Raw genomic sequence first — 12,309 nt, forward strand, 5'->3', positions numbered from 1 at the left:
GAACCCACCGTGAGCACTCCGTCCCCCGAAGCCGATATCCCCGCGCGCTGTCCGGACTACCCGCCGGTGCTCGGCGACTCGCGGCTTCTGACGGACGACGAACTGCGCGCGTCGCTCGAATCCACGTTGCGCGGCTGGGACCGCCAAAGCGATCTGTGGCTGTTCGGCTATGGCTCGCTGATCTGGAACCCGGGCCTGCCGACCGTCGAGGCGATGCGCTCGAAGGTGCACGGCTATCACCGCGGCCTCTATCTGTGGTCGCGAGTCAATCGCGGCACGCCAGAGCAGCCCGGCCTCGTGCTCGCGCTCGATCGCGGCGGCTCGTGCACCGGCATGGCCTTCCGGCTCGCGGCCGATGGCTCGAGGCCGCATCTCGAAGCACTGTGGCGCCGCGAAATGCCGATGGGCTCGTACCGTCCCGCGTGGCTGCCGTGCGTGCTCGCGGACGGCCGGCGCGTCGACGCGCTCGCATTCGTGATGCGCCGCGACGTGCCGAGCTACACCGGCAAGCTGCGCGACGACATCATCCAGACCGTGCTGGGCTGCGCGAGCGGCCGCTACGGCACGACCTTCGATTACGTGAGCCGCACCGTGCACGCGCTGCGCGAAAGCGGCATGCCGGACCGCGCGCTCGAAGCGCTACTCGCGCGCTGCAAGCCGACCGTGTGACCGCGGCATCTCGGCGAAAACCCCACCCGCGACTTTTTTGCCGGCGAGCACTTTTGCCCGCGTAATCGGTTAGGATGATTCCACGCTCCGCCGTCGCGGCGGGGCCGTTTCACCCTGGCTTCGCTCATCGCCGGGCCCGGCGGGACACGGTTCCGCCATGCGCCTGGTGTATCCTTAACGCTCTGCAACAGCGCGCCCAGTCTCGCCGGGCGCACTACCATGAACGACACGTATCCCAGTCGCCGCCATACCGGACGTCAACTCGACAAACCGCAGGAAAAGCGCTCGCTGCTCGAGCGTCTGACCGACTTCATCTCGCCCGAGCCCGACTCGCGCGCCGAACTTCTGGAAATTCTGCAGGACGCGCACGAGCGCAACCTGATCGACGCCGACTCGCTGTCGATGATCGAAGGCGTGTTCCAGGTGTCGGAACTGAGCGCACGCGACATCATGGTGCCGCGCGCGCAAATGGACGCGATCAACATCGCGGACAATCCCGCTGAATTCATCCCCTACGTGCTGGACAAGGCGCATTCGCGCTATCCGGTCTACGAGGGCAATCGCGACAACATCATCGGCGTGCTGCTCGCGAAAGATCTGCTGCGCTACTACGCCGAAGAAGAGTTCGACGTGCGCGGCATGCTGCGCCCTGCCGTGTTCATCCCCGAGTCGAAGCGGCTGAACGTGCTGCTGCACGACTTCCGCGTGAACCGCAACCACCTCGCGGTGGTCGTCGACGAGTACGGCGGCGTCGCGGGCCTGATCACGATCGAAGACGTACTGGAGCAGATCGTCGGCGACATCGAGGACGAATACGATTTCGACGAGGAGAGCGGCAACATCATCGCTTCGCCGGACGGACGCTTCCGCGTGCGCGCGCTGACCGAGATCGAGCAGTTCAACGACACCTTCGGCACGCATTATTCGGACGACGAGGTCGACACGATCGGCGGGCTGGTCACGCATCACTTCGGCCGGGTGCCGCATCGGGGCGAGACAGTCCGCCTCGACGACCTGATCTTCGAGATCCTGCGCGGCGACGCCCGCCAGATCCACATGCTGCTGGTGCGTCGCGACCCGCTCGCGGGCCAGCGCGAGCGCGAGTCACAGCACGTGCAGACCTGAGCCGGCGGCTCGGGCCGATGCACGGCCTGAGCGCCCGCGCGCTTTCATTGCCGGCGCATTTGCCAACTCCATTTGCCAACTCGTTTGCCTACTGAGTTGCCCTTTCAACTACCGACGCCGACCGCGCAACAATGGCCGACCCGATCACTTCCCGTTCGCACCGCGGCGTGAGCGCCACCGCTCCCGCTCCCACCGAAGACGGCACGCGCAGCCGCGCGCTGCCGCGCTGGCACTACCTCGTCGCACTGGCCGCGGGCGCGGCCAATACGCTGTCGTTCGCGCCAACGCCGCATGGCGGCTGGCTGCAACTCGCGATCTTCGTGTTCTTCTTCGCGTGGCTCACGCGCAGCACCGGCTGGAAAAGCGCCGCGCTGACGGGCGGCGCGTTCGGCTTCGGCAACTTCGTGAGCGGGGTCTGGTGGCTGTATGTGAGCATGCACTTCTACGGCGGCATGCCGGCACCGCTCGCCGGCACGGCGCTCGTGCTGTTCTGCCTGTATCTCGCGGTCTATCCGGCGCTCGCCGCGGGGGTGTGGTCGTTCTGCGCGGGCCATGCGCGCAACGGCGCGGCCGACGAGCGCGCGCCATTCTCGCCGACCTGGCACGGCGCGCTCGCCTTTGCAAGCGCGTGGGCGATCGGCGAATGGCTGCGCGGCACGGTGTTCACCGGGTTTCCGTGGCTCGCCACCGGTTATGCGCAGGTCGACGGCCCGTTGGCGGGGTTTGCGCCGGTGGTCGGCGTATATGGCGTCGGTTGGATGGTTGCGCTGACGGCCGCGTTGATCGTGCAGGCGTTGCTGGCGCTACTGCCGTCGTGGCGCTCCGGGCGGGCGAATGAATCGCTCGAGCCGAACGCCAGCGCCGCTGATGACGCCGGCGGTCGCGCCGCGCGGGGCCGCGGCACGCGCATCGCCCCCATCGTCGTGCCTGCTGGCGTCGCGCTCGCGCTGCTCGTGATCGGCCTGCTGCTGCCGCTCGTGCAGTGGACCACGCCCGCCAACGCGGCGCTGTCGGTGCGGCTGTTGCAAGGCAACGTGAAGCAGGAGATGAAGTTCGAGGAAGCCGGCTTGCGCGCGGCGGTCGACGAGTATCAGCGGATGATCACGTCGAAGCCGGCCGATCTGATCGTCACGCCGGAAACCGCGATCCCCGTGCTCGCGCAGCAGCTTCCGCCGAACTTCGCGGCCGCGATCCGCCAGTTCACGGATTCGACCGGCAGCGCGCTGCTGTTCGGCGCGATCGGCGGCACGATCACGCCGGACGGCCGGGTGGTCGACTACACCAACAGCCTGTTCGGCGTCACGCCCGGCTCGCACGAGATTTATCGCTACGACAAGCACCATCTGGTACCGTTCGGCGAATTCGTGCCGTGGGGCTTCCGCTGGTTCGTGAACCTGATGAACATTCCGCTTGGCGATTTCTTCCGCGGCCCGCCGGTACAAAAGCCGTTCATGGTGCATAACCAGCCGGTCGCGGTGAACATCTGCTACGAGGACATCTTCGGCGAGGAGATCGCGCGCACGCTGCGCGAGAATGCGACGCCCGCCGGCGTGCTGATCAACTCGACCAATCTCGCGTGGTTCGGCGACACGATCGCGCTCGACCAGCATCTGCAGATCGCGCGCATGCGCTCGCTCGAAACCGGCCGGCCGATGCTGCGCGCAACCAACACCGGCATCACCGCCGCGATCGACGCGAACGGCCGCGTGATCGGGCGCCTGACGCCCTACACGGTCGGTTCGCTCGACGTGCGCGTGCAAGGCACCTCAGGCTACACGCCTTACGTTACGAGCGGCAACAACACGGTGCTCGCGGTGTCGGCGCTGCTGCTCGCGTTCGGTTTCGCGTTCGGACCGGGGCTCGCGCGGCGACGCAACGGCAAGCGGTAACGCCGACGCCAAAGGCACGACACCCGCAAAAAAAATGCGCCTGACATGCAGGCGCATCTTTTTCATGCTCGTTCGAGCTTCATCAATCCTTCGGCACCGTATCGATGAACGACTGCCGCAGTGACAGCTTCTGGAAGTGCTTGTCCAGGTTCGGATGCGATTCGCGCCAGTTCAGTTCCGGCATACGGAAGTCCAGATAGCCGAGCGCGCAGCCCACCGCGATGTCGGCCAGCGTGTAGTGATTGCTCGCGCACCACGGCTTGCTGCCGAGCCCTTGCGACATCGCGATCAGCGCTTCGTCGATCTTGCGCTGCTGCCGCGCGAGCCACGCGTCCACGCGCTGCTCGGGCGCGCGCTGCGTGCCTTCGAGACGGATCAGCACGGCCGCGTCGAGCATGCCGTCGGCGAGCGCTTCCCAGCAGCGCACTGCGACGCGCTCGCGCCCCGACGGCGGAATCAGCTTGCCGACCGGCGACAGCGTATCGACGTACTCGCAGATCACGCGTGAATCGAACACGGCCTCGCCGTCTTCCATCACGAGGCACGGCACCTTGCCGAGCGGATTGAAGGTGTGAATCCGGGTATCCGGCGCCCAGACGTTCTCGGGCACCAGTTCGTAGTCGATCTTCTTATCGGCGAGCACGATGCGTGCTTTGCGCACGAACGGGCTGCCGAACGAACCGATGAGTTTCATCATGACCTTCTGCCTTTTTCTGAATCCGGCGAAAGTATAAGTGGTCCAAGGCTTCCGCGAGCGTGCTGGCGCCATCTTCGCGAACCGCCCGCCGAGCCGCTGTGGACAGATTGCAACATGACGGCGGCCGCCGCGCCGTCCGGAGCCGCACAAAGCGAGTCAATGTCCTGCGCGGAGAATGGGGCCAGGAGAATCGCGGCGCTACAATCGCACGATGAACCAGCCGACCGAACCCACCATCGCCATCGACGTCTACCGCACGCGCCGCGAGCGCGTTCTCGCCGCGCTGCGCGCCGCGGGCGGCGGCGTCGCCATCGTCCCGACCGCGCCGGAAGCGCTGCGCAACCGCGACACTGACTACCCGTACCGCCACGACAGCTACTTCTATTATCTGACCGGCTTCACCGAGCCCGAAGCGCTGCTGGTGCTCGATGCCAGCGCCGCGCCCGGCGCGCCCGCGTCGATGCTGTTCTGCCGCGAGAAAAGCGTCGAGCGCGAGACATGGGAAGGCTTCCGCTTCGGCCCCGACGGCGCGCGCGAAGCATTCGGGCTCGACGCCGCGTTCCCGATCGGCGAACTCGACACGCAGCTGCCGCGCATCATCGCCGACAAGCCGGCGCTGCACTACGCGTTCGGCACCTCGGCGCATTTCGACGAGCAGGTGCGCGGCTGGCTCGACGCGGTGCGCGCGCAAAGCCGCGGCGGCACCGTCGCGCCCACGGCCGCGCGCGACCTGCTGCCGTTGCTCGACGAGATGCGGCTCGTCAAGGACGACCACGAACTCGCGATCATGCGCCGCGCCGGACAGATTTCGGCGGCCGCGCATCGTCGCGCTATGGCGCTGTGCCGGCCCGGTATCCGCGAGTATGAACTCGAGGCCGAACTGCTCTACACGTTCCGCAAGTTTGGCGCGCAGGCGCCGGCCTACACGTCGATCGTCGCGGCTGGCGCGAACGCGTGCGTGCTGCACTACCCGGCCGGCAACGCGATCGCGCGCGACGGCGAGCTGATCCTGATCGACGCGGCCTGCGAACTCGACGGCTACGCGTCCGACATCACGCGCACGTTTCCGGCAAGCGGGCGTTTCACGCCGGCGCAGCGCGAGCTGTACGACATCGTGCTGGCAGCGCAGCAGGCCGCCGTCGACGCGACGCGCGCCGGTGCGAGCTTCGACGATCCGCATCAGGCCGCGCTGCGCGTGCTGTCGCAGGGGCTGCTCGACACCGGCATCGTGCCGCGCGCGAAGTTCGCCTCGGTCGACGACGTGATCGCCGAGCGCGCCTACGTGCCGTTCTACATGCACCGCACGGGCCACTGGCTCGGCATGGACGTGCACGACTGCGGCGACTACCGCGAGCGCGGCGCGCCGCGCGACGAAGCGGGCGTGCTGCCGTGGCGCACGCTGCGCGCGTCGATGACGCTGACGATCGAGCCGGGCTTGTACGTCCGCCCGGCCGAGGGTGTGCCCGAACGCTACTGGAACATCGGCATCCGCATCGAGGACGACGCGATCGTGACGCCGACCGGCTGCGAGCTGATCACGCGCGACGTGCCGGTCGCCGCCGACGAGATCGAGGCGCTGATGCAGGAAGCACGAGCCCTCCATCAAGCGTCGCATCGATAGAGGACCTGATCCGCGATGAACGAAGCATCTCCCTCGGCGGTGATCCTGAGGCCCGCCTCCCACCAGCAGGGGTTCGATTTCGATGTGACGATCGTCGGCGCCGGGCCGGTCGGCCTCGCGCTCGCCGGCTGGCTCGCGCGCCGCAGCGTGACGCGCGAGCTGAAGATCGCGCTCGTCGACGCGCGCGAGCCGGAAGACTCGATCGCCGATCCGCGCGCGATCGCGGTCTCGCACGGCAGCCGGATGATCCTCGAGCCGCTGCGCTGGCCCGCCGACGCCACCGCGATCGAGCGCATCCACGTGTCGCAACGCGGTCATTTCGGCCGCACGCTGATCGATCATCGCGAGCACGGCCTGCCCGCGCTCGGCTACGTGCTGCGCTATGGCTCGATCGTGCACGGCCTCGCCGACGCCGTGCATGCGACGCCGGTCCACTGGTTCCGCTCGACCTCGGCCGGCGCGCCGGTTCAGGAGCTCGACGGCGTCACGCTGCCGATCGAAACCGCGGGCGTCGCGCGCCAGTTGCGCACGCGGATTCTGGTCAACGCCGAGGGCGGCCTGTTCGGCGACCAGAAGCACGCGAAAAATCCGAGCCGCGCCACGGACGAATACGCCGGCGCACGCGACATCGGTAAAAACAGCGCCGGCTCGCGCGACTACGGCCAGACCGCGCTGGTCGGCACGGTCACCGTGTCCGCGCCGCAGCCGCACGTCGCATGGGAGCGCTTCACGCCGCAAGGTCCGATCGCGCTACTGCCGATGGGTGGCGTGCGTGGTGCCGACTACGCGCTCGTCTGGTGCTGCGCGCCCGACGAAGCCGCGCGCCGCGCGCAGCTTTCCGACGAAGCGTTCCTGCGCGAGCTCGACGCCGCGTTCGGCAACCGCATGGGCCGCTTTACGCACCTCAAGGGTCGCGCGTCGTTCCCGCTCGGTCTCAACACGGTCGACACGCTGGTGAACGGCCACATCGTCGCGATCGGCAATGCGGCGCAGACGTTGCATCCGGTAGCCGGCCAGGGCCTCAATCTGGGCTTGCGCGATGCGCACGCACTCGTCGACGCGCTGTCGGCCGAAGGCCCGACCCCGCTCGCGCTCGCCACCTTCGCGCAACGCCGCGCGCTCGACCGGCGCCTGACGATCGGCTCGACCGACACGCTTGCGCGCCTCTTTACCATCGACTTCGCGCCGCTCGCGGTACTGCGCGGCCTCGCCCTGACCGCACTCGAATTCGTGCCGCCGGTCAAAACCGCGCTCGCCCGGCAGATGATGTTCGGCCAGCGCCGTTAAGCGCGAGAAATCGCTGCGCGGTTCTATGAGCCGGGCGACTTTCATAGAAGATTTAACGGGTTACGAGACTCGGTTCGCGAGTCCCGGCAACCCGTTAACGCTAAAATAGCGGTTTTCCCTCGCATTTCGCGCTGCGCCGGTTGTCACGATTGTCAAATCCTGGCCCGTCGTCGGCGCGCGCTCACGCCATGCCCCCTCTCGGCCCCCACAATCTGCGTAACAACCTGTTCGTCGCCCCGATGGCCGGCGTGACCGACCGACCGTTCCGCCAGCTGTGCAAACGGCTCGGCGCGGGCTATGCGGTGTCGGAAATGGTCGCGTCGAACGCGCAGCTGTGGAAGAGCGAAAAGACCATGCGCCGCGCGAACCACGAAGGCGAGGTCGAGCCGATCGCGGTGCAGATCGCCGGCGCGGACCCGGAGATGATGGCCGAAGCCGCCCGCTACAACGTCGCGAACGGCGCGCAGATCATCGACATCAACATGGGCTGCCCCGCCAAGAAGGTCTGCAACGTCGCGGCCGGCTCGGCGCTGCTGCAAAACGAACCGCTCGTGCAGCGCATCGTCGAGGCCGTCGTGAACGCGGTCGGCGTCGGGCCCGACGCGGTGCCCGTCACGCTGAAAATCCGCACCGGCTGGAATCGCGAGAACAAAAACGCGCTGAACGTCGCGCGTCTCGCGCAAGCAGCGGGCATTTCGATGCTGACCGTGCACGGCCGCACGCGCGCGGACCTGTACCACGGTGACGCCGAGTACGAAACCATCGCCGCGGTAAAGGCGGCGGTGCGCATTCCGGTCGTCGCGAACGGCGACATCACGTCGCCGCAAAAGGCGCGCGAGGTGCTCGCCGCGACCGGCGCGGACGCGATCATGATCGGGCGCGCCGCGCAGGGGCGTCCGTGGCTCTTTCGCGAGATCGAGCATTTCCTGCAAACGGGCGAGTTGCTGCCGCCGCCGCGCATCGACGAAATCCAGCAGGTGATGAACGAACATCTCGAAGATCACTACGCTTTTTACGGGGAATTTACCGGTGTCCGCACTGCGCGCAAGCACATCGGCTGGTACACTCGCGGCCTTTCCGGCGCCAACCTGTTCCGGCATCGCATGAATACGCTGGACACCACGCGCGAACAACTCCTCGCCGTCAACGAGTTCTTTGACGCGCAAAAGGCGATCTCAGACCGCCTCGTCTACGTCGACGAAGCGCCCGGCAACCCCGGGCTCGACAGCGAGAGCGAGGACAACTCCGACCGACTGGCAGCATGAGCAAGAACAACATTGAACAATCTGTCCGCGACAGCCTGGACGTGTATTTCCAGGATCTCGACGGCTCCAATCCGCACGACGTCTACGACATGGTCATTTCATGCGTGGAAAAACCCTTGCTCGAAGTGGTGCTCGAGCAGGCCGGCGGCAACCAGTCGCTGGCCGCCGAGTATCTCGGCATCAACCGCAATACGCTGCGCAAGAAGCTGCAACAACACGGTTTGCTGTAGCGCGTCGTAGTTTCTCGCGCCCTGCCACGTTTCCCTTCGGCTTTTCGTCTTCATCATGATCAAGCAAGCGCTCATCTCCGTTTCCGACAAGTCCGGCATCGTCGACTTCGCCAAATCGCTGTCGGACCTCGGCATCAAGATCCTGTCGACCGGCGGCACCGCGAAACTGCTCGCGGACGCGGGCCTGTCCGTCACCGAAGTCGCCGACTACACGGGTTTCCCGGAAATGCTCGACGGGCGCGTGAAAACGCTGCATCCGAAGGTGCACGGCGGCATCCTCGCGCGCCGCGACCTGCCCGAGCACATGGCCGCGCTCGAGAAGCACGACATTCCGACCATCGACCTGCTGGTCGTGAACCTGTACCCGTTCGTGCAGACCGTGTCGAAGGAAGAATGCTCGCTCGAGGACGCGATCGAGAACATCGACATCGGCGGCCCGACGATGCTGCGCTCGGCCGCGAAGAATCACCGCGACGTGACGGTGGTGGTCGATCCGGCCGACTACGCGGTCGTGCTCGACGAAATGCGCTCGAACGGCAACACGGTGTCGTACAAGACGAACTTCCGCCTCGCGACCAAGGTGTACGCACACACCGCGCAATACGACGGCGCGATCACGAACTACCTGACGAGCCTGACCGACGAGTTGCAGCATTCGTCGCGCAACGAGTACCCGGCTACCTTCAACATGGCGTTCGACAAGGTGCAGGACCTGCGCTACGGCGAAAACCCGCATCAGAGCGCGGCGTTCTACCGCGACCTGGCGGTGCCGGCCGGCGCGCTCGCGAATTACAACCAGTTGCAGGGCAAGGAACTGTCGTACAACAACATCGCCGACTCCGACGCGGCGTGGGAATGCGTGAAGACCTTCGACGTGCCGGCCTGCGTGATCGTCAAACACGCGAATCCGTGCGGCGTCGCGCTCGGCGCGGACGCTCACGAAGCGTATTCGAAGGCATTCCAGACCGATCCGACCTCGGCGTTCGGCGGCATCATCGCGTTCAACCGTGAAGTCGACGAAGCGACCGCGCAAGCGGTGGCGAAGCAGTTCGTCGAAGTGCTGATCGCGCCGTCGTTCAGCGCCGAAGCGCGTCAGGTGTTCGCGGCGAAGCAGAACGTGCGTCTGCTCGAAATCACGCTTGGCGAAGGCCATAACACGTTCGATCTGAAGCGCGTCGGCGGCGGCCTGCTCGTGCAGTCGCTCGACTCGAAGAACGTGCAGCCGCGCGAGTTGCGCGTCGTCACGAAGCGTCATCCGACGCCGAAGGAAATGGACGACCTGCTGTTCGCATGGCGAGTCGCGAAGTACGTGAAGTCGAACGCGATCGTGTTCTGCGCGAACGGTATGACGCTAGGCGTCGGCGCGGGCCAGATGAGCCGCGTGGATTCGGCGCGCATCGCGAGCATCAAGGCGCAGAACGCCGGTCTGACGCTGGCCGGTTCGGCGGTCGCATCGGACGCGTTCTTCCCGTTCCGCGACGGTCTCGACGTGGTCGTCGCGGCAGGCGCGACCTGCGTGATCCAGCCGGGCGGCTCGGTGCGCGACGACGAAGTGGTCAGCGCCGCCGATGAGCACAACATCGCGATGGTGCTGACTGGCGTGCGTCACTTCCGTCATTGATCGGCTGAAGTTCGGTAGCCGCAAGACAGGCCCGGCGGGTTGTCCCGCCGGGCCTTTTGTTTGTGCGCCCAGCATGGGCGCACTCCTGCGGGTGCAAGTCCCGCCATAAGCTGGTCACAGCGAATGAAGTGAAGCGCAACTGCACGAGGGCGACCGGGTGTGGGGAGGAAGCGCGGAGCGTAAATCGTGAGCCGATGAACAAGAACTGCATAGAAGGCGCTGCTGAGCAGGGCGAGCGGGCAAACGGCCGCGAAGCTCTTGTGACCAAGGCGATGCGGCGTAGATGCGGCGGTTGTGCGATGAAGGAGTGCGTTCTTACCTGGGGAGATCTCGCCTCATGCCTGAAAGGGCGACGGTGCTGAACCGGAGCGAGAAGTCAGCAGAGGCCGTAATAGCTGGAAGGCGTGGCCGGGAAGGCTAAAGCCGCCAGCGAAGGGCCGAACGAGTAGGAGGGCCGAAGGCCGTGGTGCTCGGACGTGCAATGCATCCGAATTCCGCGAAGGCGGAGCGCGACGAAAGGAGGCGTGGTGAAGCCGCGCCGGAAGCGTCGCGTGATGAAGCACGGGCGGCGCACGATGAAGCCGGAAGCCTGGGGCGAGACGACCTGCTTGCGCAGGCGTTCGCGAGAGCGAATCTGGTGATGGCGTGGAAACGCGTCAAAGCCAATCGCGGCAGTGCAGGGGTGGATGGGAGGTCGATCGCTGAGACGGCGGCATATCTCAAGACGCACTGGCCCTGGATACGGGAAGCGTTACTGGATGGCAGCTACCGGCCCGAGCCGGTGAGGCGCGTGCAGATACCGAAGCCCGGGGGCGGGATGCGAGAACTGGGGATACCGACGGTGACGGACCGGCTGATCCAGCAAGCCCTGCTGCAAGTCCTGCAACCCATCATTGACCCTACGTTCTCCGAACACAGTTATGGCTTCCGGCCGGGGCGTCGGGCGCGTGACGCGGTGCTGATGGCACAGCGGCATGTGCAGGACGGCTATCGGGTGGTGGTCGATGTGGATCTGGAGAAGTTCTTCGACCGGGTCAATCACGACATCCTGATGGAACGCCTATCGAGGCGGATCGGCGACAAGGCGGTATTGCGTCTGATCCGGCATTACCTTGCGGCCGGAATCATGGATGGCGGCGTGCTCCGCGAGCGATACGAGGGTACGCCGCAAGGCGGGCCACTCTCGCCGCTGCTGGCCAATGTGTTGCTGGACGAGGTGGATCGGGCGTTAGAGAAGCGTGGCCACCGCTTCGTGCGCTACGCCGACGACTGCAACGTGTACGTGCGCAGCCGGAGGTCGGGCGAACGGGTGCTGGAGGGCCTGTGCAGGCTCTATGCACGACTCCATCTGAAGGTCAACGAGGCCAAGACAGCGGTCGCGCCAGCATCCCGGCGCAAGTTCCTGGGCTACACGCTGTGGCACGGGAAAGGCCGGCAGGTGAAATGCGCGGTAGCTGGCAAGGCCTTGGCGAACTTCAAACAACGCATCCGGGAACTGACACGCCGTTCGTGCGGGCGCAGCCTGCCGGAGGTGGCGGAGCGAATGCGGGCGTATATGCTGGGCTGGAAGGCGTACTTTAATCTGGCCCAGACGCCGCGGGTGTTCCGTGAACTCGACGAATGGATCAGGCACCGTCTGCGTGCGCTGCAGCTCAAGCACTGGCGCCGGGGCAAGACAATGTATCGGGAGTTGCGAGCGCTGGGTGCTTCGGAATCAGAGGCCAGGCTGGTGGCGGCGAACAGCCGTCGCTGGTGGCACAACAGCTACCTGTTGCTGAACCGGGCCATGCCAGTTGCTTACTTCGACCGTCTTGGCGTACCCCGCCTCTCATGACCTCAACTGCTCGAACCGCCCGGTGCGGACCCGCATGCCGGGTGGTGTGGGAGGGGATCGGTCAGGCTAAC

At 66.3% G+C, this 12,309-nt stretch carries 10 protein-coding genes; 9 read left to right on the forward strand and 1 reads right to left on the reverse strand.

The features are described from left to right. Nucleotides 1-9 precede the first annotated feature (9 nt). The 3 genes from OKW40_RS13695 (at nt 10) to lnt (ending at nt 3,683) form a co-directional block, all read left to right on the forward strand. On the forward strand, nt 10-669 hold the full coding sequence (locus OKW40_RS13695) for a gamma-glutamylcyclotransferase (protein ID WP_429490191.1): 660 nt from the start codon (nt 10-12) through the stop codon (nt 667-669). A gap of 219 nt (nt 670-888) precedes the next feature. Further along, entirely contained in the window at nt 889-1,794 is a 906-nt protein-coding gene (locus OKW40_RS13700; RefSeq protein WP_184058413.1) for an HlyC/CorC family transporter, read from the forward strand. A gap of 131 nt (nt 1,795-1,925) precedes the next feature. Next, on the forward strand, nt 1,926-3,683 hold the full coding sequence (gene lnt, locus OKW40_RS13705) for an apolipoprotein N-acyltransferase (RefSeq protein WP_429408348.1): 1,758 nt from the start codon (nt 1,926-1,928) through the stop codon (nt 3,681-3,683). A gap of 82 nt (nt 3,684-3,765) precedes the next feature. Here lnt and OKW40_RS13710 read toward each other — a convergent pair whose 3' ends face one another. Continuing rightward, nucleotides 3,766-4,380: a glutathione S-transferase C-terminal domain-containing protein gene (locus OKW40_RS13710; protein WP_018421769.1), complete on the reverse strand. Its 615-nt coding sequence runs from the start codon at nt 4,378-4,380 to the stop codon at nt 3,766-3,768. A 211-nt stretch (nt 4,381-4,591) separates the two neighbouring features. Between OKW40_RS13710 and OKW40_RS13715 the strand changes: the two genes are divergently transcribed. The 6 genes from OKW40_RS13715 (at nt 4,592) to ltrA (ending at nt 12,238) form a co-directional block, all read left to right on the forward strand. After that, nucleotides 4,592-6,001 carry an aminopeptidase P N-terminal domain-containing protein gene (locus tag OKW40_RS13715; protein ID WP_429490194.1) on the forward strand — a complete coding sequence of 470 codons (1,410 nt, stop codon included), beginning with the start codon at nt 4,592-4,594 and terminating at the stop codon, nt 5,999-6,001. Nucleotides 6,002-6,016: 15 nt separating this feature from the next. Next, entirely contained in the window at nt 6,017-7,288 is a 1,272-nt protein-coding gene (locus OKW40_RS13720; RefSeq protein WP_429490196.1) for a UbiH/UbiF/VisC/COQ6 family ubiquinone biosynthesis hydroxylase, read from the forward strand. A 188-nt stretch (nt 7,289-7,476) separates the two neighbouring features. Beyond that, nucleotides 7,477-8,553: a tRNA dihydrouridine synthase DusB gene (dusB, locus tag OKW40_RS13725; protein ID WP_090801809.1), complete on the forward strand. Its 1,077-nt coding sequence runs from the start codon at nt 7,477-7,479 to the stop codon at nt 8,551-8,553. Further along, the gene (locus OKW40_RS13730) at nt 8,550-8,783 is read left to right on the forward strand and encodes a Fis family transcriptional regulator (protein WP_008919619.1); all 234 of its coding nucleotides are present in this window, start codon (nt 8,550-8,552) and stop codon (nt 8,781-8,783) included. The genes dusB and OKW40_RS13730 overlap by 4 nt, the downstream gene beginning before the upstream one ends. Nucleotides 8,784-8,838: 55 nt before the next feature. Further along, nucleotides 8,839-10,404 carry a bifunctional phosphoribosylaminoimidazolecarboxamide formyltransferase/IMP cyclohydrolase gene (gene purH, locus OKW40_RS13735; protein ID WP_184058423.1) on the forward strand — a complete coding sequence of 522 codons (1,566 nt, stop codon included), beginning with the start codon at nt 8,839-8,841 and terminating at the stop codon, nt 10,402-10,404. 463 nt (nt 10,405-10,867) lie between these two features. Further along, a complete protein-coding gene (ltrA, locus tag OKW40_RS13740) occupies nt 10,868-12,238 on the forward strand; it encodes a group II intron reverse transcriptase/maturase (RefSeq protein ID WP_429490198.1) in 1,371 nt (456 codons plus the stop codon). Nucleotides 12,239-12,309: the final 71 nt, after the last annotated feature.

The sequence above is a fragment of the Paraburkholderia sp. RAU6.4a genome (assembly GCF_050435625.1).
In the GTDB taxonomy this organism is placed as follows: Bacteria; Pseudomonadota; Gammaproteobacteria; order Burkholderiales; family Burkholderiaceae; genus Paraburkholderia; species Paraburkholderia tuberum.